The following is a 26,088-nucleotide window of genomic DNA, read 5'->3' on the forward strand; positions in this document are numbered from 1 at the left end:
GTATTATTCTGCAAGGATATTGGATTGGAACTCAGTTTCCAGTAAATGCTTCGTCCGTGAACTTGATAAAAGGAAAGATGATGAGCCAGACGCAGACTAATCTGGTCGAAATTCGCGGAGTAAGTTTTACTCGCGGCAGTCGGCGCATCTTTGACAATATTTCACTGAACGTACCCCGCGGTAAAATTACCGCCATAATGGGGCCTTCAGGGATTGGGAAGACAACGCTATTGCGGCTGATCGGTGGTCAAATTCAACCCGACAGCGGTGAAATCCTATTTGACGGTGAAAACGTCCCCGCCATGTCTCGTTCGCGTTTATACAATGTTCGTAAACGCATGAGTATGCTGTTCCAGTCTGGCGCGCTATTTACCGACCTCAATGTCTTTGAAAATGTGGCGTATCCACTACGTGAACATCGTCGCCTGCCGGAAGAATTGCTGCATAGCACGGTGATGATGAAACTTGAGGCGGTGGGGTTACGTGGTGCCGCTAAACTGATGCCTAACGAACTCTCCGGTGGTATGGCCCGACGAGCAGCTCTCGCTCGAGCCATCGCACTCGAACCCGATCTGATCATGTTTGATGAACCATTTGTTGGTCAGGACCCTATTACTATGGGGGTATTAGTCAAACTGATTTCAGAATTGAATAGCGCCCTTGGCGTCACGTGTATTGTGGTTTCTCACGACGTCCCAGAAGTGCTGAGCATTGCCGATTACGCCTATATTGCCGCGGATCAACATATTGTGGCTGAAGGTACGCCTGCTGCCTTGCGTGAAAATTGCGACCCGCGAGTGCGTCAGTTCCTCGATGGTATTGCCGATGGGCCAGTACCGTTCCGTTATCCTGCAATGGATTATCGGAATGATTTGTTATCAGAAACAGGGAGTTAAGTTGCTCATGTTCTTTAATGCACTGGCATCATTCGGACGGCGGGGATTGAAAACCTGCGCGTCATTTGGCCGGGCTGGGATTATGCTTTTTAATGCGCTGGTAGGGAAACCTGAATTCCGCAAACACGCACCATTGCTTATTCGCCAACTGTATAACGTTGGTGTGTTGTCGCTGATTATTATCATTGTTTCTGGTTTGTTTATCGGCATGGTGCTTGGCCTGCAAGGTTACTTAGTGCTGACGACCTATAGTGCGGAGTCAAGCCTTGGTATGTTGGTCGCTTTGTCATTATTGCGAGAGCTTGGTCCTGTTGTCGCTGCATTGCTCTTTGCCGGGCGTGCCGGTTCAGCACTAACCGCAGAAATCGGCTTAATGAGGGCAACAGAACAACTTTCCAGTATGGAAATGATGGCGGTTGATCCTCTACGCCGGGTCGTTTCACCGCGTTTTTGGGCTGGCGTGATTTCACTACCCTTGCTGACGCTTATTTTTGCTGCGGTCGGCATTTGGGGTGGGGCGCTGGTGGGTGTGAACTGGAAGGGAATCGATGCGGGCTTCTTCTGGTCTGCAATGCAAAACGCCGTCAGCTGGCGGACTGATTTGGTTAACTGTGTCATCAAGAGTGTGGTGTTTGCGATAACAGTGACCTGGATTGCTTTATTCAATGGCTACGATGCTATTCCTACGTCCGCAGGGATTAGTCGGGCAACAACACGAACCGTTGTGCACGCTTCACTGGCCGTTTTAGGTCTGGATTTTGTGCTCACAGCACTGATGTTTGGGAATTAAGTTCATGCAAACTAAGAAATTTGAAACTGGGGTTGGAGCATTTTTAATTATTGCGCTGGCAGCCATCGTCTTCTTGTGTCTGAAAGTGGCAAACGTCACTTCGCTACGCAGTGAGCCAACGTACCGGGTCTATGCGACTTTTGACAACATCGGTAGCTTGAAAACGGGTTCCCCGCTGCGCCTCGGTGGCGTGGTGATTGGTCGTGTTGACGATATTACTCTGGATCCGAAAACTTACTTACCACGAGTCACCCTGGATATCGAAGAACGCTATAACCACATTCCGGATACCAGTTCGCTGGCTATCCGTACTTCTGGCTTGCTGGGCGAGCAATATCTCGCGTTGAACCTCGGTTTTGATGATCCAGAACTCGGTTCATCTATCCTTAAAGAGGGCGGGACGATTCAGGACACCAAGTCAGCCCTGGTGCTGGAAGACCTGATTGGCCAATTCCTGTATAAGAGCGGCAATGGTGATAATCAGAATTCAGGGGATTCCTCATCGCAGGATTCACAGAATAATAGTGCAGCGCCACAGCCTGGTACCACGCATTAATCTAAGAGGAAAAGTGTTATGTTTAAAAGACTTATTATGATTGCTATGCTGGTTATTGCACCGCTGGCGAATGCTGCGGATCAAAGTAATCCCTACAAGTTAATGGGCGAAGCGGCACAAAAAACTTTTGACCGCCTTAAAAACGAACAACCTAAAATTCGCCAAAACCCTGATTATTTGCGTGAGATCGTTGGTCAGGAACTGCTGCCTTACGTGCAGGTAAAATACGCGGGGGCTCTGGTTCTGGGTCGTTATTATAAAGATGCGACCCCTGCGCAGCGTGATGCTTACTTCAAAGCATTCGAAGAGTACTTGAAGCAAGCCTACGGCCAGGCTCTTGCCATGTATAACGGGCAATCCTACCAAATCGCCCCTGAGCAGCCGCTGGGTGATGCCACTATCATTGCGATTCGTGTCACCATCGTCGATCCAAACGGTCGTCCACCAGTACGTCTTGATTTCCAGTGGCGTAAAAACACCCAGACCGGTGGCTGGCAGGCATACGACATGATTGCTGAAGGTGTCAGCATGATCACCACTAAGCAAAATGAGTGGAGTGATATCTTGCGTACCAAAGGTATCGATGGTTTGACGGCGCAACTGCAAAGTATTTCCCGTATGCCAATTACACTGGAAGCGAAAAAGTAATGGCAGGCGAGCTTAACTGGCAGCGTGAAGCAGCAACTTTACACCTGACGGGTGAGCTGGATAGCGACACCGTGGGGCCTTTATGGCGGCAACGGGAGCAAATCATGGCCGGTATCAAGGCGCTTAACCTTTCTGGTTTATCGCGTGTAGATACCTCAGGTTTAGCGTTGTTGATTCATCTTGTGGCTTTCGCCAGACGACAAAACGTTGAAGTAGAGCTTCAGGGAGCCAGTGATAATCTACAAACACTGACTAAACTTTATAACCTTCCAGAAGACATCCTTCCCGCATTTGCAGGCTAGTGTTTTCATAGCGTTACTATCATTGCCCCTGATCGATTGAGATCAGGGGCTTTTTGCTTATTTAAGACAACGCCACTTTCCTCTAAGATGTGTGGCTTGTTTCCTTAACCGACGAATTATATCCCATGGAAAATCATGAAATTCAGACAGTGCTGATGAACGCACTGCCCCTCCAGGAAGTCCACGTCTCAGGCGATGGTAGCCATTTTCAGGTGATTGCGGTGGGTGAGTTATTCGCCGAGTTAAGTCGCGTGAAGAAGCAACAGACAGTTTATGCGCCATTGATGGAGCTGATTGCTGATAACCGTATTCATGCGGTTTCCATCAAGACCTATACTCCGCAAGAGTGGGATCGCGATCGTAAACTTAATGGTTTTTGAGCAATTCGCCGCGGCGGATTGTAACGATTTGAATTTAATAGAGAGCAGTTGCAATGGATAAATTTCGAGTTCAGGGGCCAACCCGACTGAGTGGTGAAGTGACGATCTCCGGGGCGAAGAACGCCGCGCTGCCGATCCTCTTCGCAGCTCTGTTGGCTGAAGAGCCAGTTGAGATTCAGAACGTTCCAAAATTGAAAGACATTGATACCACAATGAAGCTGTTAAGCCAGTTGGGTACCAAAGTTGAACGTAACGGTTCCGTATGGATCGACGCCAGTGAAGTGAATATCTTCTGCGCACCTTATGATCTGGTTAAGACCATGCGTGCTTCTATCTGGGCGCTTGGACCGTTGGTTGCACGTTTTGGTCAGGGGCAGGTTTCTTTACCTGGCGGCTGTGCAATTGGCGCACGTCCGGTTGATTTACATATTACCGGTCTTGAGCAACTTGGTGCGGAAATCAAACTGGAAGAAGGCTACGTTAAAGCCTCTGTACAGGGCCGTCTGAAAGGCGCACACATCGTGATGGATAAAGTGAGCGTAGGCGCCACCGTCACCATCATGAGTGCTGCTACGCTTGCCGAAGGCACAACCATCATTGAAAACGCCGCTCGTGAGCCGGAGATCGTTGATACAGCGAACTTCCTGAATACTCTGGGTGCGAAAATCACCGGTGCAGGTACCGATCGCATTACTATCCAGGGCGTTGAACGCCTCGGTGGTGGTGTTTACCGCGTAGTGCCTGACCGTATTGAAACCGGGACTTTCCTGGTGGCTGCGGCGATTTCCGGTGGCAAAATTGTTTGCCGTAATGCTCAACCAGACACCCTTGATGCGGTGTTGGCGAAACTGCGCGAAGCAGGTGCCGACATTGAAGTTGGCGAAGACTGGGTGAGCCTGGATATGCACGGTAAGCGCCCGAAAGGCGTGACCATCCGTACTGCACCGCACCCTGGTTTCCCGACCGATATGCAGGCTCAGTTCACCTTGTTGAACCTGGTGGCTGAAGGTACGGGTGTTATCACCGAAACCATTTTTGAAAATCGCTTCATGCACGTTCCAGAACTTATCCGTATGGGCGCACATGCAGAGATTGAAAGTAATACGGTGATTTGCCACGGCGTTGAAAAACTGTCTGGTGCACAAGTGATGGCGACCGACCTGCGTGCTTCAGCAAGCCTGGTTCTGGCTGGCTGTATTGCCGAAGGCACAACCGTTGTTGACCGTATTTACCACATCGATCGTGGCTACGAGCGCATTGAGGATAAACTTCAGGCGTTGGGTGCGAAGATTGAACGTGTGAAAGGTAGTGGCAGCGAATAAATTTTGTTGTTAACAAGAGAAAACCGGGCATGCCCGGTTTTTTTATCGCTTACGCATTAAACTCGCTCGGTTAATTAACTGATGAGTTTGTGGGTCGTAATACCGCGAGGGCCAAATCATCCAGGGTGATGTATCCAGTGCCGTTGCTATGATTAACTCACCTTTAGGCCATGGGCGCGTCAACGCATTAGCCAGCGTCGATGAACTTAGCCCTGCCTTCCTGGATTCAGCCGCCAGGCTTGTTCCACGTTTACGTAACCCTGCGATTATGTCTGCCGGGTGCCAGTCAGAATAATTACTTTCCATGTTCCTCCCTGTAACCGTTTCGTTTAACCGGTCTACTCAAGAATGTTTATAACATAGCAAAGTGCCAAAAGATTCCAATAAATGGCTTAAAAAATTAAATCTGTGTTAACCCACACAAAGTGAATGAAATCCAATGAAAACAGATTGGTTATAGGAAGCGTGCTGAAGCGGGGAAAAAAAATTATTGGAAACTTAGCGCGCCTTTAGCTGGCGCGCTAAAAAGATTAACGGTCGCGTTGAACGGCCATATGAGCCAGTGCAATTAGTGCTTCTTTGTGTTCACTTTCTGGCAAAATACTCAGCGCAGCAATGGCTTTGTCTGCTTCTTGCTCTGCGCGTAATTGAGTCCATTCCAGTGAACCACAGGCCGCCATCGCGTCCAATACTGGTTGCAGCAAATGACGCCCGTTACCTTGTTCAATGGCTTCACGGATCATTTTTGCTTGCTCTGCATTGCCGTTACGCATTGCGTGCAGTAACGGGAGAGTCGGTTTGCCCTCGTTAAGATCATCACCAACATTCTTACCCAGAGTTTGCCCGTCCGCACTGTAGTCGAGAAGATCATCAATGAGTTGGAATGCAGTACCCAGATAGCGACCATAATCCTGAAGGGCTTTCTCCTGCTCTACAGTGGCATCAGCTAAAATACCGGAACATTGAGCGGCCGCTTCAAACAGGCGTGCTGTTTTGCTGTAGATCACCCGCATGTAACTTTCTTCAGTGATATCCGGGTCATTGCAGTTCATTAATTGCAGAACTTCACCTTCAGCAATCACGTTCACTGCTTCGGACATGACTTCAAGTACCTTGAGTGAACCAAGTTGAGTCATCATCTGGAAGGCTCGGGTATAGATAAAATCGCCGACCAGTACACTGGCCGCATTGCCGAACGCCGCGTTGGCTGTGGCTTTGCCACGGCGCATATCCGATTCATCTACTACGTCATCATGCAACAACGTCGCCGTGTGAATAAATTCGATAAGCGCTGCAATATTGACATGCGCCTTACCCTGATAACCGAGCGCACGAGCAGCAAGTACAGCAATCATTGGGCGGATACGCTTACCACCGCCACTGACGATGTAATACCCTAACTGATTGATCAATTGGACATCTGAATTCAACTGCTCAAGGATGACCGCATTGACACCCGCCATATCTTGCGCGGTTAACTCATTAATTTTTTCTAAATTCATCGCAAAAGTCTGGCTTAAAGTCCTGTTTACCACATGCCTGTACGGAATCACGTGAGGGAAGAGGAGTAATAATGTAGTACAGATTGTACTGAAAAAACGAGGCAGATAAACGGCTGGTGTGATGTTGCGTTTTTTTTCTACTCTGTTTCATGAGAGGGCTTGTCAAAGGCTCTCGTTTTGCGTAATATTCGCGCCCTATTGTGAATATTTATAGCGCCACCTGAAACATACATAGGGTGCGTGCGGAAAGCGGAGTTTTATATGTACGCGGTTTTCCAAAGTGGTGGTAAACAACACCGAGTAAGCGAAGGTCAAACCATTCGCCTGGAAAAGCTGGACATCGCAACTGGCGAATCTGTTGAGTTTGCTGAAGTTCTGATGATCGCTAATGGTGAAGAAATCAAAATCGGCGTTCCTTTCGTCGATGGCGGCGTAATCAAAGCTGAAGTTGTTGCTCATGGTCGTGGCGAGAAAATTAAGATTGTTAAGTTTCGTCGTCGTAAACACTACCGTAAGCAGCAGGGTCATCGTCAGTGGTTCACTGATGTGAAAATCACCGGCATCAGCGCTTAATACAGGGGAGCATATTAAATGGCACATAAAAAGGCTGGCGGCTCTACTCGTAACGGTCGCGATTCCGAAGCTAAACGTCTGGGCGTAAAACGTTTCGGCGGTGAAGCAGTTCTGGCAGGCAGCATTATCGTTCGTCAACGTGGTACTAAATTCCACGCTGGTACTAACGTAGGTTGCGGCAAAGATCATACTCTGTTCGCTTTGACTGACGGTAAAGTTAAGTTCGAAGTTAAAGGTCCGAAAAACCGTAAGTTCATCAGCATCGTTGCTGAATAAGTTTTTCGCGTCCCGGTAACGGATAGAAGCCCCGCAACACGTTGCGGGGCTTTTTACATTCTGCGACCGGTAAATCAGGTAGTCGCAGGGAATAAGCAATGAAACAGCAGGCAGGCATTGGCATTCTGTTGGCGCTCACTACAGCAGTTTGCTGGGGGGCATTGCCGATTGCGATGAAACAGGTGCTGACGGTAATGGAACCGCCGACAGTGGTCTTTTATCGTTTCCTGATGGCAAGCCTGGGGCTGGGTAGTATTCTTGCAATACGCGGAAAATTACCTCCATTACGCCTGTTCCGAAAACCACGTTGGTTGGCGTTACTCGCCATTGCAACCGGTGGTTTGTTCGGAAACTTTTTGCTGTTTAGTTCATCGTTGCAGTACCTGAGCCCAACAGCATCTCAGGTTATTGGCCAGCTTTCCCCCGTGGGAATGATGGTGGCAAGTGTGGTTGTGCTCAAAGAGAAGATGCGCGGCACACAAGTCATTGGGGCCATAATGTTACTTTGTGGGTTGGTGATGTTCTTCAACACCAGCCTGATAGAGATTTTTACCCGCCTGACAGATTACACCCTTGGAGTGATATTCGGTGTTCTGGCGGCGACAGTGTGGGTCATCTATGGCGTGGCGCAGAAGGTATTATTACGCCGCCTGGCCTCGCAACAGATCCTCCTTTTGCTGTACACTTTATGTACTCTTGCACTTTTGCCTCTGGCTCAGTTGGATAAAATTTTCCAGCTCAGTGACTGGCAACTGGCATGTTTAGTTTTCTGTGGCCTGAATACACTGGTTGGGTATGGGGCACTGGCAGAAGCCATGGCACGGTGGCAGGCGGCACAGGTTAGCGCCATTATTACGCTGACTCCGCTGTTTACTTTGCTATTTTCTGATTTATTAGCGTTAGCCTGGCCCGATTTCTTCGCCATGCCGTTACTTAACCTTGTGGGTTATAGCGGCGCGTTCGTCGTGGTTGCAGGTGCAATGTATTCAGCCATTGGTCACCGTCTTTGGGGACGTTGGCGCAAAACCGAAGCTGTTCTTCCAGTACAACGTTCGGGCGAATGATTTACGGAGAAGTGAAATGAAGTTTGTTGATGAAGCAACGATCCTGGTCGTAGCAGGTGATGGCGGTAACGGCTGCGTTAGCTTCCGTCGTGAAAAATATATTCCCAGAGGCGGCCCGGACGGTGGTGATGGCGGTGATGGCGGTGATGTCTGGCTTGAGGCGGATGAAAACCTCAACACCCTGATCGACTATCGCTTCGAGAAATCTTTCCGCGCTGAACGTGGTCAAAATGGCCAGAGCCGTGACTGTACCGGTAAACGTGGTAAAGACATTACCGTAAAAGTACCTGTAGGAACGCGTGTTATCGATCAGGGCACTGGCGAAACCATGGGTGATATGACCCAGCATGGTCAGCGTTTGATGGTGGCTAAGGGCGGTTGGCACGGTTTGGGTAACACCCGTTTCAAGTCATCTGTGAACCGTACTCCGCGTCAGAAAACCATGGGTACACCTGGCGAGAAGCGTGATATTCAACTTGAGCTGCTGCTGTTGGCAGACGTGGGTATGCTTGGTTTGCCAAATGCTGGTAAATCTACCTTTATTCGTTCTGTCTCTGCGGCAAAACCAAAAGTGGCGGATTATCCGTTTACTACGCTTATCCCAAGCCTTGGTGTTGTCCGTATGGATAACGAGAAAAGCTTTGTGGTTGCCGATATTCCAGGGCTTATCGAAGGTGCAGCTGATGGCGCAGGCCTCGGCATCCGCTTCCTGAAACACCTTGAGCGTTGCCGCGTGTTATTGCACCTCATCGATATCGCACCAATTGACGAATCAGATCCGGTTGAAAATGGCCGCGTCATCATTGGTGAGCTTGAAAAATACAGTGAGAAACTTGCTGAGAAGCCACGCTGGTTGGTCTTCAACAAATGCGATTTGATGAGCAAAGAAGACGCCGAAGCGCGTGCAAAAGAAATTGCGACCGCTATGGGCTGGGAAGAGAAATACTACCTGATCTCTGCCGTTAACCGCGAAGGCGTGAATGCGTTGTGCTGGGATGTAATGGACTTCATCATTGCTAACCCGAAAATCGCTGAGCTCCAGCCGATTGCACCGGAAAAAGTTGAGTTCATGTGGGATGATTATCATCAACAGCAACTCGATGCCGTGGAAGCGGAAGAAGACGAAGACTGGGATGACGACTGGGATGAAGATGACGACGAAGGTGTCGAAATCATCTATCAGAAATAAAACGTTATCTTATGAAAGGCCGGAAATTTCCGGCCTTTTTTATTGGTTTTGCGATGGGATCCAGCAGCTTGCTTGCAGGCCAACACCATCGATACCGTTATCTAATGCTAGTTTTCCATGATGAAGCTGAACAATACGTTGGACAATATTCAGTCCAAGCCCACTCCCACCATAGCGTTCATCCATTCGACGGAAGGGATCGGTAATCGTCTGACGATGTTTTTCATCGATACCTGGCCCCTGGTCTGAAATAGTTAACTTCGCGCCTTTATCCTGGGCGTTTAAAGAGACCGAGATGGTACTTTCAGCTGGGCTATAACGAGAGGCATTTTCCAGAAGGTTACGCAGCATCAAACGCAGCAGTACTGCATCACCCTGAACGATAATTTCATTTTCCTCCGTCCAGATAATATTTTGCTTACGCAAGGCCACCATCTCTTCCATTTCCATTTTGAGCGGCGAGATAATGTCACGATGCCAGTTGAGAGTATCGTAATGACCACTCGCCAGCGCTTGTCCAGCGCGCGAGAGCATCAGCAACTGCTCAATGGTGTGCATCAGTTGATCGATACGCTCCAACAGCATAGGGGCCTGCTGAATGCCTGCATTTGCCATTAACTCGAGGTGCAGACGAATGCCTGCCAGAGGAGTTCGTAATTCATGAGCGGCGTCTGCGGTAAATAAGCGCTCTTGCTGAATGGTATGGTTTAGTCGCGCCAGGAGTTGGTTCAGCGAGTTGGTAACAGCAACCATCTCATCCATGTCTGAATACATTGACAGTGGTGACAGGTTATCGGCAGATCGATTAGCAAGGCTGGTACGCAGGCGATTCAACGGACGGGTAATCCAGGTGATTGCCCAGAATGAGAAGAAAAGCGTGAATCCAATCATCACCAGAGAAGGAACCAATAACGAAGCAATCGCCTCGCGGATTTCCTTTTCTACATGCTGATTTCGGGCTTTGGCTGATAGCGTTTCACTGACCAGAAAACTGATTTGCTCACGGCTTTCATGCCACAACCAAATAACGCTAATTAGCTGGAAAAACAAAAGAATAAGTGCGAGTAGGACCATCAAGCGCTGGCGCATGCTGTTCATACACGGCTATCCAGCCGATAACCCACGCCACGGACAGTTTTGATCCTGTCTTTGCCTAACTTACGTCTTAGGTTGTGGATGTGGACTTCAAGGGTATTCGAGCCGGGATCGTCCTGCCAGCTGTAGATATCCTGCTGCAAAGTTTCACGGTGCACGGTCTGACCGATACGCATCATCAAGCGTGTGAGCAGGGCGAACTCTTTTGGTGTGATTTCGACGGGCTGATCTTGCAATAGCACCTGTTGAGTTTGCAGGTTGAGTGTCAAATCATCATGCTGAAGAAGGTTATCGCTATGACCCTGATATCGGCGAATCAGCGCCCGCGTGCGGGCTTGCAATTCAGCGAGAGCAAATGGCTTGACCAGATAATCATCTGCACCAGAATCCAGTCCGTTGACGCGATCTTCCAGTGCGTCACGAGCCGTTAGTATCAGCACGGGTGTACTGATACTGCGACGTCGCCATTGTCTTAATAATGTGGCTCCGTCTTTATCAGGCAGGCCAAGATCGAGAATGATCATGCCGTATTCGCCACTTTCGATCAGCGCATCTGCTTCGGCGGCGGTCGTAGCACAATCAAGCGCATAGCCTTCGCTGCTCAATGCCAGCACCAGGCCTTCCCGCAACAGTAAATCGTCTTCAACAATCAGCAGTTTCATAACTCAATTATTCTGGTAGATATCCTTGTAGAGACGACTTTCAAATCGCACTAATGGGATACGGCGGTTACGTTGATCGGCAGGCTCTACAGCGTAGCCTGACAAATATTGCACAAAGGCCATTCTTTGGCCGCTGGCAGTGGTAATAAATCCAGCAAGGTTATAAACACCTTGCAGTGAACCGGTTTTCGCAGAAACTTTGCCATCAACACCGGCCTGATGAAGACCAGCACGATACTGTAATGAACCGTCGTAACCCGCTAACGGTAGCATTGAGATAAAATTAAGCTCACTGTCATTTTGGGCGATATATTGCAACACCTGCATCATAGTGGCGGGGGAGATGAGATTGTGGCGCGATAGCCCCGAACCATCAACGACGATACTGTTACCTAAATCAACACCTGCTTTCTGCCGGAGGATTTGACGTACGGCATCAGCTCCGGAACGCCAGGTTCCCGGCACTCCAAAACGGTTATGGCCGATAGTACGAAAAACGGTATCGGCAATCATGTTGTCCGATTTCTTGAGCATAACCTTTAGCAAATCGTGCAATGGGGCCGATTGCTTACTGGCGATGACCGTTCCTGGTGTATTCGCTTGCGTCTGGCGTAATAAGGTTCCGCTATAACTGATGCCCGCTTCTTTTAGCTCAGCTTTCAAAATCGCACCAGCGTAACTTGCGCCATCTTGTATCGCGAATGCCAGCGGGAGAGGGTCTGCACGTTGTGTCATACATCCGGTTAGCGTAAAGCGATTTAAATCACCCGGAACGACGTCCAGTTCGCAATATTGTGCATCCGCGGAGCCTTTGGCGAGGGTACGAACCTGGCTGAACATCACTACTGGGTAGTAAGAAGCGATGCGAATAAACGCTAAGTCATCAGCTTTTGGTGCGCTGTATAGCGAAATAGAGAAACAGTTCCGGTCAACAATTGCGGCAGCTGGCGGGGCGCTAAAGCACTGTGTCATGTCATTCCATGGCCAGCCAGGTGCTTTGTCATGGCTGGCGAAAACGGAGGTATCTACCAGCACATTTCCCTGAATTTGCTGCACACCCGATTTTTTCAGGACTGCCACCATATTGCGAATATCCTGACGTTTTAACGTAGGATCGCCACCAAATCGCGCAATAAGGTCACCTTGTAAGACACCATTACTGACTTGAGCATGACTCTCAAGGGTGGTGGTAAACCTGAAGTCTGGTCCTAATTGAAGCAGTGCTGCTAGCGCCGTAATGACCTTTTGAGTACTTGCGGGCAGAGCCATCTGTTGACTGTGGTAGTCAATAGAAGGAGCTGGCGCACCTATTTTTTGCACCATCAAAGCCAGATTCGCACCCGCAGGTAATTGGGAGGTATAGTCTTCTATGTTGGCAGCCTGGACGTTAAACACCACAGCACTGGTCAATCCAATGACAAATCTAAAAAATCGCATAATCTCGCGGTAACAACCTGGAAACGTGTCGTCATACTACGGTGCATCGCGGTGCAAAGTAAACGATGACCCTCAGTGAACTCCAGGGTAAAATACAGGTCAATTTGGAAACCGTTCCTGGCCTGGTGCTTCGCGCCGGGTCAGTTTTATTTTGCTTAGTGCCAGGGGTTTGCCTTACTTATGCAAACCAGGCTCTGGATTCAGAGGTGCCGCAGGGCAGTTCTGAACAGGAAAGTTTTGAAGAGGTATAACAATGCAACCTATTCCGATGACCCTACGTGGCGCAGAAAGATTACGTGAAGAGCTGGATTTCCTGAAGTCCGTACGTCGCCCACAAATTATTGCCGCGATTGCAGATGCCCGCGAACACGGCGATTTAAAAGAAAACGCTGAATACCATGCCGCGCGTGAGCAACAGGGTTTTTGTGAAGGTCGTATCCAGGATATCGAAGCTAAGCTGTCGAATGCTCAGGTTATCGACATCTCCAAAATGCCTAATAACGGTCGTGTCATTTTTGGCGCGAGCGTGACAGTTTTGAATCTGGATAACGAAGAAGAGCAGACTTATCGCATTGTTGGCGACGATGAAGCTGATTTTAAACAAAATCTTATTTCTGTGAACTCGCCGATTGCTCGTGGCCTTGTCGGTAAAGAGCAGGATGATGTCGTTGTTATCCGCACGCCGGGTGGTGATGTAGAGTTCGAAATTGTAAAAGTGGAATATTTATAATATCTGCTACGCTTTTTTATGACGTGGCGTATTGTAAAGAAAGGAAAAAGGCCGCATCGCGGCCTTTTATCAACTAACAGAGCGTGGCATTTTGCACACTCTCTGCTTATTTTGGCAGAGAAATCTTGCGCTCTTTAGACGGGCGATAGAGCACCAGCGTTTTACCGATAACCTGTACATTACAGGCGCCGGTTTCACGCACGATGGCATCGACGATCAAGGTTTTAGTTTCGCGATCTTCAGTTGCGATTTTCACCTTGATTAACTCATGATGTTCGATCGCTTGTTCAATCTCGGCCAGTACCCCTTCGGTCAAACCGTTATTGCCAAGCATGACTACAGGCTTGAGCGGATGTGCAAGACCTTTCAGGTGCTGTTTTTGTTTAGTACTCAGATTCATCGTATTTTTTGCTTACGTTGGGATTGAAAACGGTTCATTCTACCGCCATATCCCTCGTATCGCCAATCGGCTGTGCTGATAACTCTACAGCCTGCTACTCACGATGAACAAAGTTGGAAAATGAGATGACAGGTAAAAAGCGTTCTGCCAGCTCTGGTCGCTGGCTGCAGGAACACTTTAGCGATAAATATGTAATTCAGGCGCATAAAAAAGGGTTACGTTCCCGTGCCTGGTTTAAACTTGATGAAATACAGCAAAGTGACAAACTTTTTAAGCCAGGAATGACAATTGTCGATCTTGGTGCTGCTCCCGGAGGCTGGTCACAATATGTCGTGACTCAGATCGGGAATCAGGGGCGAATCATTGCTTGCGATCTTTTACCAATGGATCCTATCGTTGGTGTTGATTTCCTTCAGGGTGACTTTCGTGATGAACTAGTCGTGAAAGCTCTGTTGGATCGTGTTGGTGGCAGTAAAGTTCAGGTTGTCATGTCAGATATGGCTCCAAATATGAGCGGGACACCGGCAGTTGATATTCCTCGGGCTATGTATTTAGTAGAACTGGCACTGGAAATGTGTCGTGACGTTCTGGCACCGGGCGGTAGTTTTTTAGTGAAAGTGTTTCAGGGCGAAGGTTTCGATGAATACCTGCGAGAAATTCGCTCCCTGTTTACGACAGTTAAAGTTCGTAAACCGGACTCTTCTCGTGCCCGCTCACGTGAAGTGTACATTGTAGCGACTGGGCGAAAACTATAGTACCCTGACGCTGTTTGTTAACACAGTTGTAATATGAGGTTAATCCCTTGAGTGACATGGCGAAAAACCTAATACTCTGGCTGGTCATCGCGGTTGTGCTGATGTCTGTGTTCCAGAGCTTTGGGCCCAGCGAGTCAAATGGCCGTAGGGTGGATTACTCCACTTTCCTGTCTGAAGTAAATCAGGACCAGGTACGCGAAGCGCGTATCAACGGACGTGAAATCAACGTTACCAAGAAAGATAGTAACCGATACACGACTTACATCCCCGTTAACGATCCTAAACTGCTTGATAACCTGCTGACCAAAAATGTGAAAGTAGTAGGCGAACCGCCTGAAGAGCCAAGCTTGCTGGCTTCTATTTTCATATCCTGGTTCCCAATGCTTTTACTAATTGGGGTCTGGATCTTCTTTATGCGTCAAATGCAGGGCGGCGGTGGCAAAGGTGCCATGTCGTTCGGTAAGAGCAAGGCGCGTATGCTCACAGAAGACCAAATTAAGACCACTTTTGCTGACGTTGCAGGTTGTGACGAAGCAAAAGAAGAGGTTGCTGAGCTGGTTGAGTACCTTCGTGAGCCAAGCCGTTTCCAGAAACTGGGCGGTAAAATCCCGAAAGGCGTGCTGATGGTTGGCCCTCCGGGTACCGGTAAAACCTTGCTGGCGAAAGCCATTGCGGGCGAAGCGAAAGTACCATTCTTTACTATTTCCGGTTCTGACTTTGTTGAAATGTTCGTGGGCGTGGGTGCATCCCGTGTTCGTGACATGTTTGAACAAGCTAAGAAAGCGGCACCATGCATCATCTTCATCGATGAAATTGACGCCGTAGGCCGTCAGCGTGGCGCGGGTCTTGGTGGTGGTCACGATGAGCGTGAACAGACACTGAACCAGATGCTGGTTGAAATGGATGGTTTCGAAGGTAACGAAGGTATCATCGTTATCGCTGCAACTAACCGTCCAGACGTACTTGACCCAGCGTTGCTGCGTCCAGGCCGTTTTGACCGCCAGGTTGTTGTTGGTTTGCCAGATGTACGTGGCCGTGAGCAGATCCTGAAGGTGCATAGCCGCAGGGTGCCACTGGCTCCAGACGTCGATCCAGCAATTATTGCACGTGGTACTCCAGGCTTCTCCGGTGCTGACCTTGCAAACCTGGTCAACGAAGCTGCTCTGTTTGCTGCACGTGGCAACAAGCGTGTGGTTTCGATGGTTGAATTCGAAAAAGCGAAAGACAAAATCATGATGGGTGCGGAACGCCGCTCTATGGTGATGACGGAAGCGCAAAAAGAATCAACTGCATACCATGAAGCAGGCCACGCGATTATTGGCCGCCTGGTACCAGAGCATGATCCAGTGCATAAAGTAACGATTATCCCGCGTGGTCGTGCGCTGGGTGTAACGTTCTTCCTGCCAGAAGGTGATGCAATCAGTGCCAGCCGTCAGAAACTGGAAAGCCAGATTTCTACGCTGTACGGTGGTCGTCTTGCTGAAGAGATTATTTACGGTGCTGAGCATGTTTCTACTGGTGCGTCTAACGACATCAAAGTAGCAACATCCATCGCTCGTAACATGGTTACCCAATGGGGCTTCTCTGAGAAACTCGGTCCGTTGCTGTATGCGGAAGAGGAAGGTGAAGTGTTCCTGGGTCGTTCAGTCGCGAAAGCGAAACATATGTCCGATGAAACTGCGCGTATCATCGATCAGGAAGTTAAGCTGTTGATTGAGCGTAACTACGCTCGTGCTCGCCAGCTGCTGAATGAAAATATGGATATTCTGCACACCATGAAAGACGCACTGATGAAGTATGAAACCATCGATGCGCCACAGATTGATGACCTGATGAATCGCCGCGATGTGCGTCCGCCAGCAGGTTGGGAAGATTCAAACAACGGCAACAACAATTCTGATAATAACGGTACTCCAAGTGCACCGCGTCCGGTCGACGAACCGCGTACGCCGAATCCTGGTAATACTATGTCAGAGCAGTTGGGCGATAAATAAGTCGTCTCTGTCGGATGTTACTGCAGTAATCTATAAAACCCTGGGCTTGTCCCGGGGTTTTTGTTTTTGTCTTAACCAAAGTCGATGCAGGGAATTTTGATGAAACTCACCGCACAGGGCACTACGCTCGATCTCTCACATCCTCATGTTATGGGGATCTTAAATGTCACACCAGACTCGTTTTCCGATGGTGGTCAGCACAATTCATTAGTTGAAGCCGTAAAACACGCTAACGCGATGATTAACGCTGGTGCGACGATTATTGACATCGGTGGTGAATCGACTCGCCCAGGTGCAGCTGACGTTAGTGTTGATGAGGAGCTGTCGCGAGTGATCCCTGTTGTGGAAGCCATTGCACAACGCTTTGAAATCTGGATTTCAGTTGATACCTCTAAGCCTGAAGTCATTCGTGAATCGGCGCGAGTCGGCGCACATATCATCAATGACATTCGCTCATTACAGGAGCCTGGTGCTCTTGAAGCCGCTGCGGAAACTGGTTTGCCAGTTTGCCTGATGCATATGCAAGGTGAACCAAAAAATATGCAGCAGGCACCTCATTATGACGACGTCTTTGCTGATGTGAACCGCTTCTTTATCGAGCAAATTGCCCGCTGCGAAGCGGCTGGTATCGCAAAAGAAAAATTGTTACTCGACCCAGGCTTCGGTTTCGGTAAAAATCTGACCCATAATTACCAACTTTTAGCCCGACTCTCCGAATTCCATCACTTTGGTTTACCACTTTTGGTGGGGATGTCGCGTAAATCAATGGTTGGCCAACTGCTGAATGTCGGGCCGGATCAACGCCTGAGTGGCAGTCTTGCTTGTGCAGTGATAGCTGCAATGCAGGGGGCTAATATCATTCGAGTTCACGATGTGAAAGAGACAGTCGAAGCGATGCGCGTGGTGGAAGCCACACTTTCAGCGAAGGAAAAAAAACGCTATGAGTAACCGTAAATATTTTGGCACAGATGGCATTCGCGGTCGTGTAGGCGATTCCCCAATTACTCCTGACTTTGTGCTGAAACTCGGCTGGGCAGCAGGGAAAGTCTTAGCGCGTCATGGTTCGCGTAAAATTATTATCGGCAAAGACACCCGTATTTCTGGTTACATGCTGGAATCTGCTCTCGAAGCGGGCCTGGCTGCGGCGGGTTTGTCTGCTTCATTCACCGGCCCGATGCCAACGCCTGCCGTTGCTTATCTGACCCGTGCATTCCGTGCAGAAGCTGGGATTGTTATCTCTGCATCGCATAACCCGTTCTATGATAACGGGATTAAATTCTTCTCAATCGACGGCACAAAACTGCCAGATGAAGTTGAAGAAGCCATTGAAGCGGAAATGGAAAAAGAGATCACGTGTGTTGATTCTGCAGAACTGGGCAAAGCCAGCCGTATCGTTGATGCCGCGGGTCGCTATATCGAATTCTGTAAAGGCACATTCCCTAATGAATTAAGCCTCAGCAGCCTTAAGATTGTTGTCGATTGTGCTAATGGTGCGACTTACCACATTGCACCAAATGTGCTGCGTGAACTGGGTGCAACGGTCATTACCGTGGGTTGTGAGCCAAACGGCGTCAATATCAACGAAAAATGTGGTGCTACTGACGTGCGCATGCTGCAAGAGCGCGTGCTGGCTGAGAAAGCTGACATTGGCATTGCACTGGATGGTGATGGCGACCGTGTCATCATGGTGGACAATCTGGGCCACAAAGTTGATGGCGACCAGATCCTCTACATCATCGCTCGTGAAGGACTCCGTCAGGGCCAGTTGCGCGGTGGTGCAGTTGGTACACTGATGAGCAATATGGGGCTGGAGCTGGCATTGAAACAGCTCGGTATTCCGTTTGCGCGTGCAAAAGTGGGCGACCGCTATGTGCTGGAAAAGCTTCAGGAAAAAGGCTGGAGAATTGGCGCTGAAAACTCAGGTCACGTGATTCTTCTGGATAAAACCACCACTGGCGACGGTATCGTGGCAGGTTTGCAAGTACTCACTGCAATGGTGCGTAACCATATGAGCTTGCATGACTTGTGCAGCGGAATGAAATTATTCCCGCAAATTTTGGTAAATGTACGCTTTACTGCAGGCAGCGGTGATCCACTTGAACACGATTCAGTGAAAAAAGTGACTGCTGAAGTTGAAGAGGCGCTCGGCAATCGTGGCCGCGTGTTACTGCGTAAATCTGGCACAGAACCATTAATCCGCGTAATGGTTGAAGGCGAAGATGAAGCGTTGGTCATTGAATATGCCAACCGTATCGCTGATGCTGTAAAAGCAGTTTAAAGTCACTCTTGGTTGTTGTGTGAAAAGGCGGCATTTGCCGCCTGTTTTCCAGGCGAAAGTCGGTGTGTTGCTGTTTTTTTCCGCAGTCAGCGAAATGTGAATAAATTGCCCTTGCGCAGTTCGAAGGCTTTGGTTAGTATTCTCACCCGCTTCAGTGGGTAAACTTAAACGTATCCGCTTGACTGGTTTGAAGCTTTGGTATGCGGTAATCCCGCAAGGAACAGGTTGATTATGTACGAAGCTCTTTTAGTTGTTTTCCTTATTGTAGCCCTGGGCCTTGTAGGTCTTATCATGCTGCAACAAGGTAAAGGCGCTGATATGGGAGCCTCCTTCGGAGCAGGCGCTTCCGCTACGCTGTTTGGTTCTAACGGTTCTGGTAACTTCATGACCCGCATGACCGCTGTGTTAGCAACGCTGTTCTTTATTATCAGCCTGGTACTGGGTAACCTCAATACCAACAAAACCGATAAAGGAAGTGTGTGGGATAATTTAACTCAGCCTACAAAAACTGAGTCACAGCCAGCGGCACCTACCAAGCCGAGCAGCGATATCCCGCAGTAATAAGTAGTAAGCTTCAATACGGTAAGAAGTGATTACCGTGTTCAAAGTGCCGAGGTGGTGGAATTGGTAGACACGCTACCTTGAGGTGGTAGTGCCCGATTGGGCTTACGGGTTCAAGTCCCGTCCTCGGTACCAAAATATCTGCATTTCTTGCATTTTATGCAATATCGGCGTAATATTTGCCACGTTTTCGGACGCGGGGTGGAGCAGCCTGGTAGCTCGTCGGGCTCATAACCCGAAGGTCGTCGGTTCAAATCCGGCCCCCGCAACCACTTTCCCTGAGAGTTCTTTTTCAAATATACTGTGAACACCAGTTGGTGCCTCGCGAAGAATTTAGAAAAAAATTCTCCTGGATGGTGTCCGGGCCGCAATTGCGGTGTACAGGGTTCAGTTATATAAAGCCTCGATTTATCGGGGTTTTTTGTTATCTGACTTCAGAATAACTGGGCTATATGCCCTTTTTTTATTTCTCGGGGGTGGGCTTGTCCACATTAGAGCAAAAATTAACAGAGATGATTTCAGCACCGGTCGAGGCGCTGGGCTATGAATTAGTCGGTATCGAATTCGTTCGAGGTCGCCAATCTACGCTGCGCATCTATATTGATAGTGAAGCTGGCATCAATGTTGATGATTGTGCTGATGTCAGTCACCAGGTAAGTGCAGTTCTGGATGTCGAAGACCCTATCACTGTAGCTTACAACCTGGAAGTTTCCTCACCAGGCCTTGATCGCCCAATGTTCACCGCAGAGCATTACGTTCGCTTTACCGGCGAAGAAGTGAGCATTGTGTTGCGAATGGCTGTGCAAAACCGTCGTAAATGGCAGGGTATAATTAAAGCCGTAGAAGGTGAGATGATCACGGTCACGGTGGAAGGTAAAGATGAAGTGTTCGCGCTGAGCAACATCCAGAAAGCGAACCTGGTACCCCACTTTTAATAGTTTGGATTGAGGTGAAAACCCAGGATGAACAAAGAAATTTTGGCTGTTGTAGAAGCAGTTTCCAATGAAAAATCACTGCCGCGCGAGAAGATTTTCGAAGCGCTGGAAAGTGCACTTGCAACAGCGACCAAGAAAAAATACGAACAAGAGATTGATGTGCGTGTCAGCATCGATCGTAAAAGTGGTGACTTCGATACTTTCCGCCGCTGGGTTATTGTTGAAGAAGTGACCCAACCTACGCGTGAAATTACCCTTGATGCAGCTCAATTCGAAGATCCAGAGCTGAATGTTGGCGGATACGTTGAAGACCAGATCGAATCTGTGACTTTCGACCGTATCACTACTCAGACCGCAAAACAGGTTATCGTACAGAAAGTACGTGAAGCTGAGCGCGCAATGGTAGTTGATCAGTTCCGCGAACACGAAGGTGAAATCATCACTGGTGTCGTGAAGAAAGTTAATCGCGAGAACATCTCTCTTGATCTCGGCAGCAACGCTGAAGCAGTTATTCTTCGCGAAGATATGTTGCCGCGTGAAAACTTCCGCCCAGGTGACCGTATCCGCGGTGTGCTTTATGCTGTGCGTCCGGAAGCTCGCGGTGCTCAACTGTTTGTTAGCCGTTCCAAGCCTGAAATGCTGATCGAACTGTTCCGCATTGAAGTGCCGGAAATTGGCGAAGAAGTTATTGAAATCAAAGCCGCTGCTCGTGATCCTGGTTCTCGTGCGAAAATCGCTGTGAAAACCAACGACAAGCGTATTGACCCAGTAGGTGCTTGTGTCGGCATGCGCGGTGCGCGTGTTCAGGCAGTTTCTACTGAACTGGGCGGTGAGCGTATTGATATCGTGCTGTGGGACGATAACCCAGCACAATTCGTTATCAATGCTATGGCTCCGGCTGACGTGGCTTCCATTGTTGTTGATGAAGACAAACATACAATGGATATCGCGGTAGAGGCAGGCAATCTGGCACAAGCAATCGGTCGTAACGGACAAAACGTTCGTCTGGCTGCACAGCTGAGCGGCTGGGAACTCAACGTAATGACTGTTGATGACCTGCAAGCCAAGCATCAGGCTGAAGCACATGCTGCCATTGATACCTTTACCAAATACCTCGAGATCGACGAGGACTTTGCCACTGTATTGGTAGAAGAAGGTTTCTCCACTCTCGAAGAGTTGGCCTACGTGCCGATGAAAGAGCTGTTGGAAATTGATGGCCTTGATGAAGATACAGTGGAAGCATTACGTGATCGCGCCAAAAACGCCCTCACCACACTGGCATTGGCGCAGGAAGAAAGCCTGGGCGATAACAAACCTCAAGAGGATCTGCTGAACCTCGAAGGTATGGATCGCAACCTGGCATTTAAACTCGCTTCGCGCGGTGTGAGCTCGCTTGAAGACCTGGCTGAGCAAGGTGTCGACGATCTGTCAGATATTGAAGGTTTAACCAACGAGAAGGCCGGTGAGTTGATTATGGCTGCTCGCAATATCTGCTGGTTTGGCGGCGAAGCGTAATAAACTGTAGCAGGAAGGAACAGCATGACAGATGTAACCGTAAAAGCGCTGGCCGCAGAGATTCAGACCTCCGTGGACCGCCTGGTACAGCAATTTGCTGATGCAGGGATCCCTAAGGCTGCTGATGACTCTGTCTCGGCCCAGGAAAAACAAACATTACTGGCGCACCTGAACCGTGAACATGGTTCTGCGCCAGATAAGTTGACATTACAGCGCAAAACGCGCAGTACTTTAAACATTCCAGGTACCGGTGGGAAAAGTAAATCGGTACAAATCGAAGTCCGCAAGAAGCGCACCTTTGTGAAACGTGATCCGCAAGAGACAGAACGTCTTGCCGCGGAAGAACAGGCGCAGCGTGAAGCGGAAGAGCAAGCCCAACGTGAGGCGCAGGATGCTGCCAATCGTCAGGCGCAAGAAAAAGCTAAACGTGAAGCTGAAGATAAAGCTAAGCGTGAAGCCGCTGATAAAGCGAAACGTGAAGCTGCGGAAAAAGACAAAGTGAGCAATCAACAAGACGATATGACAAAAAGCGCCCAGGCAGATAAAGCCCGTCGCGAAGCAGAAGCTGCAGATCTGAAGCGTGCTGCTGAAGAAGAAGCCCGTCGCAAATTAGAAGAAGACGCCCGCCGTGTAGCTGAAGAGGCCCGTAAAATGGCTGAAGCTAACGCAGGTGTTTGGACGGAAGAAGAGAAAGTGGAAGACGACAAATCTGATTACCATGTAACCACTTCTCAACACGCTCGCCAGGCTGAAGACGAAAACGACCGCGAAGTTGAAGCTGGCCGTACTCGTGCTCGTACTGCGACAACTAAAGCACCACGCCAGAAGAAAGGCGGCAAACACGGCGAGTCTAAAGCTGACCGTGAAGAAGCACGTGCTGCAGTTCGTGGCGGTAAAGGCAAGCGTAAACCAAGTTCACTGCAGCAAGGCTTCAACAAGCCTGCACAAGCAGTTAACCGTGACGTTGTAATCGGCGAAACCGTTACTGTTGCAGAACTGGCTAACAAAATGGCTGTTAAAGGCTCTCAGGTCATCAAAGCAATGATGAAACTGGGTGCTATGGCAACCATTAACCAGGTCATCGACCAGGAAACCGCACAGCTGGTTGCCGAAGAGATGGGCCACAAAGTTATCCTGCGTCGTGAAAACGAGCTGGAAGAAGCGCTGATGAGCGACCGTGACACTGACGCAGTTGCTGAGTCTCGTGCGCCGGTTGTTACCATCATGGGTCACGTTGACCACGGTAAAACTTCACTGCTCGACTACATTCGCTCTACTAAAGTAGCGTCTGGCGAAGCGGGTGGTATTACCCAGCACATCGGTGCATACCACGTTGAAACTGACAACGGTATGGTTACCTTCCTGGATACCCCGGGCCACGCAGCGTTTACTTCTATGCGTGCTCGTGGTGCTCAGGCGACGGATATCGTTGTTCTGGTTGTTGCCGCAGACGATGGCGTAATGCCACAAACTATCGAAGCTATCCAGCACGCGAAAGCGGCGCAGGTACCGGTAGTCGTTGCGGTAAACAAAATTGATAAGCCAGAAGCCGATCCAGACCGCGTTAAGCAGGAACTGTCTCAGTACGGCATCATGCCAGAAGAGTGGGGCGGCGAAAGCCAGTTCATCCACGTGTCTGCTAAAGCAGGTACAGGTATTGACGAACTGCTGGACGCAATCCTGCTGCAAGCTGAAGTTCTCGAACTGAAAGCAATGCGTGACGGTATGGCGAGCGGTGTAGTTATCGAATCCTTCCTGGATAAAGGTCGTGGTCCGGTAGCAACGGTTCTGGTTCGTGAAGGTTCTCTGAACAAAGGCGATATCGTTCTTTGTGGCTTCGAATATGGCCGTGTTCGTGCAATGCGTGACGAAATGGGTCGTGAAGTTACTGAAGCTGGTCCGTCTATTCCTGTTGAAATCCTTGGTCTGTCCGGTGTGCCGGCAGCGGGTGATGAAGTAACAGTTGTTCGTGACGAGAAAAAAGCTCGTGAAGTTGCTCTGTATCGTCAGGGTAAATTCCGCGAAGTTAAACTGGCTCGCCAGCAGAAATCTAAACTGGAAAACATGTTCGCCAACATGACCGAAGGCGAAGTGTCCGAAGTGAACGTTGTGCTGAAAGCAGACGTTCAGGGTTCTGTTGAAGCAATCAGTGATTCCTTGCTGAAACTGTCTACTGATGAAGTTAAAGTTAAAATCATCGGTTCTGGTGTGGGCGGTATCACTGAGACTGACGCAACGCTTGCAGCAGCTTCTAACGCTATTCTGGTTGGCTTTAACGTCCGTGCCGATGCATCTGCGCGCCGCGTGATTGAATCAGAAAGCCTGGATCTGCGTTACTACTCCGTCATCTATCATCTGATTGACGAAGTTAAAGCGGCAATGAGCGGCATGCTGTCTCCGGAACTGAAACAACAGATCCTCGGCCTGGCCGAAGTTCGCGATGTGTTCAAATCACCTAAATTTGGCGCAATCGCAGGTTGTATGGTTACCGAAGGTGTGGTCAAACGTCACAACCCAATCCGTGTACTGCGCGACAACGTTGTTATCTATGAAGGTGAGCTGGAATCCCTGCGCCGCTTCAAAGATGACGCTAACGAAGTTCGTAACGGTATGGAATGTGGTATCGGCGTGAAGAACTACAACGATGTGCGTGTTGGTGATGTGATCGAAGTCTTCGAAATCATCGAAATCCAACGTACCATCGCCTGATATCAGCCGAGCAAATAGCTAATATCTTTAGGGGGGCCGAGCGCCCCCCGATTTGTATGGAGAATTTATTATGGCGAAAGAATTTGGTCGCCCGCAGCGTGTTTCCCAGGAATTGCAGAAAGAAATCGCAATCATCCTGCAGCGCGAAATTAAAGACCCGCGTCTGGGCATGATGACCACCGTTTCTGGTGTCGAAGTGTCACGCGATCTGGCTTATGCCAAAGTATTTGTTACTTTCCTGAACGACAAAGACGAACAAGCAGTGAAAGAAGGCATCAAGGTTTTACAGGATGCTTCTGGTTATATTCGTTCTTTGCTGGGTAAAGCAATGCGCCTGCGTATCGTGCCGGAACTGACTTTCTTCTACGATAACTCGTTGGTTGAAGGTATGCGCATGTCGAATCTGGTTTCAAACGTCATCAGAAATGATGATGAGCGCCGTGTAAATGATACGGATGACAGCAAGGAGGATTAATGAGTCGTCCTCGTCGTCGTGGTCGTGATATCCACGGAGTACTGTTGTTAGATAAACCTCAGGGTTTATCCTCGAACGATGCGTTGCAGAAAGTTAAGCGTATTTATAATGCTAACCGTGCCGGTCATACCGGAGCGCTTGACCCGCTTGCAACCGGAATGCTGCCGATTTGCCTCGGTGAAGCGACGAAATTCTCGCGTTATCTGCTCGACTCCGATAAGCGTTACCGTGTTATTGCCCGCCTTGGGCAGCGTACTGATACTTCTGATGCTGATGGCACAGTCGTGCAGGAGCGCCCGGTCACTTTTACCGAACAAGAGTTGGCAGTAGCTTTAGAGAGTTTTCGTGGTGAAACACAGCAAGTTCCATCGATGTACTCCGCACTGAAATATCAAGGCAAGCCGCTTTATGAGTATGCACGCCAGGGTATAGAAGTGCCGCGTGAAGCGCGGTCTATCACGGTTTACGAACTTCTGTTTATTCGCCATGAAGGCAATGAGCTTGAGTTGGAAATTCACTGTTCTAAGGGAACATACATCCGAACTATCACCGATGATCTAGGTGAAAAACTCGGTTGTGGTGCTCATGTGACTTTCCTGCGTCGCCTTGCGGTGAGCAAGTATCCTGTCGAACGAATGGTAACGCTTGAACAATTGAATGCGTTGCTTGAACAAGCACAAACGCAAGAAATTGAGCCATCTGTGTTGCTAGATCCACTGCTAATGCCAATGGACAGTCCTGCTTCGGACTTCCCCATCGTGAATTTATTACCTGCTGTTGCGGGTTACTTCAAGAATGGGCAGCCGGTGCAAGTCTCGGGTAGCCCAGCAGAAGGGTTAGTTCGCGTCACCGAAGGTGATGAAGGCAAATTTATCGGCATGGCTGAAATTGATGATGATGGACGCGTTGCGCCTCGTCGTCTGGTCGTTGAGTATCCGCTCTGACACCTGGAGTTGCCTTGCGATAAGAGGTGGCTACAGGTAAAATGGAGCGGCTTAACTTTCATACCCTTGTTTAACATTGTTGTGAAAGTGCACTGGAGTT

General features: G+C 49.2%; 28 protein-coding genes and 2 tRNA genes. 24 read left to right on the plus strand and 6 right to left on the minus strand.

Annotated features, from left to right (window positions below):
- Positions 1-80 precede the first annotated feature (80 nt).
- The 7 genes from mlaF to murA all read left to right on the plus strand — a co-directional run bounded on the left by mlaF (position 81) and on the right by murA (position 4,894).
- The gene (mlaF, locus tag D8682_RS18025) at positions 81-896 is read left to right on the plus strand and encodes a phospholipid ABC transporter ATP-binding protein MlaF (RefSeq protein ID WP_064543121.1); all 816 of its coding nucleotides are present in this window, start codon (positions 81-83) and stop codon (positions 894-896) included.
- Between the two features lie 7 nt (positions 897-903).
- Positions 904-1,686 carry a lipid asymmetry maintenance ABC transporter permease subunit MlaE gene (mlaE, locus tag D8682_RS18030; protein ID WP_121815727.1) on the plus strand — a complete coding sequence of 261 codons (783 nt, stop codon included), beginning with the start codon at positions 904-906 and terminating at the stop codon, positions 1,684-1,686.
- Positions 1,687-1,690: 4 nt separating this feature from the next.
- Positions 1,691-2,242, plus strand: a complete 552-nt coding sequence (gene mlaD / locus D8682_RS18035) for an outer membrane lipid asymmetry maintenance protein MlaD (protein WP_064543124.1) — start codon at positions 1,691-1,693, stop codon at positions 2,240-2,242.
- Between the two features lie 18 nt (positions 2,243-2,260).
- On the plus strand, positions 2,261-2,890 hold the full coding sequence (mlaC, locus tag D8682_RS18040; protein WP_064543126.1) for a phospholipid-binding protein MlaC: 630 nt from the start codon (positions 2,261-2,263) through the stop codon (positions 2,888-2,890).
- Positions 2,890-3,192, plus strand: a complete 303-nt coding sequence (gene mlaB / locus D8682_RS18045) for a lipid asymmetry maintenance protein MlaB (protein ID WP_064543128.1) — start codon at positions 2,890-2,892, stop codon at positions 3,190-3,192. Before mlaC ends, mlaB begins: the two co-directional genes overlap by 1 nt.
- A 125-nt stretch (positions 3,193-3,317) precedes the next feature.
- Positions 3,318-3,572, plus strand: a complete 255-nt coding sequence (gene ibaG / locus D8682_RS18050; protein WP_034459734.1) for a BolA family iron metabolism protein IbaG — start codon at positions 3,318-3,320, stop codon at positions 3,570-3,572.
- A 53-nt stretch (positions 3,573-3,625) separates the two neighbouring features.
- The gene (murA, locus tag D8682_RS18055; protein ID WP_121814815.1) at positions 3,626-4,894 is read left to right on the plus strand and encodes a UDP-N-acetylglucosamine 1-carboxyvinyltransferase; all 1,269 of its coding nucleotides are present in this window, start codon (positions 3,626-3,628) and stop codon (positions 4,892-4,894) included.
- Between the two features lie 42 nt (positions 4,895-4,936).
- Here the strand turns inward: murA and sfsB are convergent, their stop codons facing one another.
- Both sfsB and ispB read right to left on the minus strand, forming a co-directional pair.
- Positions 4,937-5,200 carry a DNA-binding transcriptional regulator SfsB gene (sfsB, locus tag D8682_RS18060; RefSeq protein ID WP_074388515.1) on the minus strand — a complete coding sequence of 88 codons (264 nt, stop codon included), beginning with the start codon at positions 5,198-5,200 and terminating at the stop codon, positions 4,937-4,939.
- A gap of 224 nt (positions 5,201-5,424) precedes the next feature.
- A complete protein-coding gene (gene ispB / locus D8682_RS18065; RefSeq protein ID WP_064543131.1) occupies positions 5,425-6,396 on the minus strand; it encodes an octaprenyl diphosphate synthase in 972 nt (323 codons plus the stop codon).
- Between the two features lie 261 nt (positions 6,397-6,657).
- On the opposite strand from ispB, the gene rplU reads away from it, so the two are divergent.
- The 4 genes from rplU (at position 6,658) to cgtA (ending at position 9,498) form a co-directional block, all read left to right on the plus strand.
- Positions 6,658-6,969: a 50S ribosomal protein L21 gene (gene rplU, locus D8682_RS18070; RefSeq protein ID WP_064543133.1), complete on the plus strand. Its 312-nt coding sequence runs from the start codon at positions 6,658-6,660 to the stop codon at positions 6,967-6,969.
- 18 nt (positions 6,970-6,987) lie between these two features.
- A complete protein-coding gene (gene rpmA / locus D8682_RS18075) occupies positions 6,988-7,245 on the plus strand; it encodes a 50S ribosomal protein L27 (protein ID WP_024549632.1) in 258 nt (85 codons plus the stop codon).
- 98 nt (positions 7,246-7,343) lie between these two features.
- Positions 7,344-8,309 carry a DMT family transporter gene (locus D8682_RS18080; RefSeq protein ID WP_064543135.1) on the plus strand — a complete coding sequence of 322 codons (966 nt, stop codon included), beginning with the start codon at positions 7,344-7,346 and terminating at the stop codon, positions 8,307-8,309.
- Positions 8,310-8,325: 16 nt separating this feature from the next.
- Complete coding sequence (cgtA, locus tag D8682_RS18085) at positions 8,326-9,498, plus strand: Obg family GTPase CgtA (RefSeq protein ID WP_064543137.1); 1,173 nt, start codon at positions 8,326-8,328, stop codon at positions 9,496-9,498.
- A 39-nt stretch (positions 9,499-9,537) separates the two neighbouring features.
- Here cgtA and pmrB read toward each other — a convergent pair whose 3' ends face one another.
- The 3 genes from pmrB to dacB are packed head-to-tail and all read right to left on the minus strand — an operon-like array spanning position 9,538 to position 12,692.
- A complete protein-coding gene (gene pmrB, locus D8682_RS18090; RefSeq protein ID WP_121814816.1) occupies positions 9,538-10,596 on the minus strand; it encodes a two-component system sensor histidine kinase PmrB in 1,059 nt (352 codons plus the stop codon).
- Positions 10,593-11,255, minus strand: a complete 663-nt coding sequence (gene pmrA, locus D8682_RS18095; RefSeq protein WP_064543141.1) for a two-component system response regulator PmrA — start codon at positions 11,253-11,255, stop codon at positions 10,593-10,595. The genes pmrB and pmrA overlap by 4 nt, the downstream gene beginning before the upstream one ends.
- A gap of 3 nt (positions 11,256-11,258) precedes the next feature.
- Positions 11,259-12,692, minus strand: coding sequence for a serine-type D-Ala-D-Ala carboxypeptidase (dacB, locus tag D8682_RS18100; RefSeq protein WP_064543143.1), 1,434 nt, complete (start codon positions 12,690-12,692; stop codon positions 11,259-11,261).
- Between the two features lie 253 nt (positions 12,693-12,945).
- Between dacB and greA the strand changes: the two genes are divergently transcribed.
- Positions 12,946-13,422 carry a transcription elongation factor GreA gene (gene greA, locus D8682_RS18110; protein WP_064543148.1) on the plus strand — a complete coding sequence of 159 codons (477 nt, stop codon included), beginning with the start codon at positions 12,946-12,948 and terminating at the stop codon, positions 13,420-13,422.
- Between the two features lie 106 nt (positions 13,423-13,528).
- Here greA and yhbY read toward each other — a convergent pair whose 3' ends face one another.
- Complete coding sequence (gene yhbY / locus D8682_RS18115) at positions 13,529-13,822, minus strand: ribosome assembly RNA-binding protein YhbY (RefSeq protein WP_034498826.1); 294 nt, start codon at positions 13,820-13,822, stop codon at positions 13,529-13,531.
- 125 nt (positions 13,823-13,947) lie between these two features.
- Here yhbY and rlmE point away from each other — a divergent pair, with 125 nt between their 5' ends.
- The 12 genes from rlmE (at position 13,948) to truB (ending at position 25,988) form a co-directional block, all read left to right on the plus strand.
- Complete coding sequence (rlmE, locus tag D8682_RS18120; RefSeq protein WP_064543150.1) at positions 13,948-14,577, plus strand: 23S rRNA (uridine(2552)-2'-O)-methyltransferase RlmE; 630 nt, start codon at positions 13,948-13,950, stop codon at positions 14,575-14,577.
- A gap of 56 nt (positions 14,578-14,633) precedes the next feature.
- The gene (gene ftsH / locus D8682_RS18125; RefSeq protein ID WP_064543152.1) at positions 14,634-16,571 is read left to right on the plus strand and encodes an ATP-dependent zinc metalloprotease FtsH; all 1,938 of its coding nucleotides are present in this window, start codon (positions 14,634-14,636) and stop codon (positions 16,569-16,571) included.
- 99 nt (positions 16,572-16,670) lie between these two features.
- Positions 16,671-17,519 (plus strand): dihydropteroate synthase, encoded by an 849-nt coding sequence (folP, locus tag D8682_RS18130; RefSeq protein ID WP_064543154.1) that lies wholly within the window; start codon positions 16,671-16,673, stop codon positions 17,517-17,519.
- Complete coding sequence (gene glmM, locus D8682_RS18135) at positions 17,512-18,849, plus strand: phosphoglucosamine mutase (protein ID WP_064543155.1); 1,338 nt, start codon at positions 17,512-17,514, stop codon at positions 18,847-18,849. Before folP ends, glmM begins: the two co-directional genes overlap by 8 nt.
- 231 nt (positions 18,850-19,080) lie before the next feature.
- Positions 19,081-19,410 carry a preprotein translocase subunit SecG gene (gene secG / locus D8682_RS18140; RefSeq protein ID WP_034498820.1) on the plus strand — a complete coding sequence of 110 codons (330 nt, stop codon included), beginning with the start codon at positions 19,081-19,083 and terminating at the stop codon, positions 19,408-19,410.
- Between the two features lie 48 nt (positions 19,411-19,458).
- A tRNA-Leu gene (locus tag D8682_RS18145) sits at positions 19,459-19,545 on the plus strand.
- A 60-nt stretch (positions 19,546-19,605) separates the two neighbouring features.
- Positions 19,606-19,682, plus strand: a tRNA-Met gene (locus D8682_RS18150).
- Positions 19,683-19,892: 210 nt separating this feature from the next.
- Positions 19,893-20,345: a ribosome maturation factor RimP gene (rimP, locus tag D8682_RS18155; protein WP_034498954.1), complete on the plus strand. Its 453-nt coding sequence runs from the start codon at positions 19,893-19,895 to the stop codon at positions 20,343-20,345.
- 27 nt (positions 20,346-20,372) lie between these two features.
- The gene (gene nusA / locus D8682_RS18160; RefSeq protein ID WP_034459687.1) at positions 20,373-21,860 is read left to right on the plus strand and encodes a transcription termination factor NusA; all 1,488 of its coding nucleotides are present in this window, start codon (positions 20,373-20,375) and stop codon (positions 21,858-21,860) included.
- A 24-nt stretch (positions 21,861-21,884) separates the two neighbouring features.
- Entirely contained in the window at positions 21,885-24,569 is a 2,685-nt protein-coding gene (infB, locus tag D8682_RS18165; RefSeq protein WP_064543157.1) for a translation initiation factor IF-2, read from the plus strand.
- 70 nt (positions 24,570-24,639) lie between these two features.
- A complete protein-coding gene (gene rbfA / locus D8682_RS18170; protein WP_034459684.1) occupies positions 24,640-25,044 on the plus strand; it encodes a 30S ribosome-binding factor RbfA in 405 nt (134 codons plus the stop codon).
- Positions 25,044-25,988, plus strand: coding sequence for a tRNA pseudouridine(55) synthase TruB (gene truB, locus D8682_RS18175; protein ID WP_064543159.1), 945 nt, complete (start codon positions 25,044-25,046; stop codon positions 25,986-25,988). The genes rbfA and truB overlap by 1 nt, the downstream gene beginning before the upstream one ends.
- Positions 25,989-26,088: the final 100 nt, after the last annotated feature.

Source organism: Buttiauxella sp. 3AFRM03 (assembly GCF_003675305.1).
Classification (GTDB): domain Bacteria; phylum Pseudomonadota; class Gammaproteobacteria; order Enterobacterales; family Enterobacteriaceae; genus Buttiauxella; species Buttiauxella ferragutiae.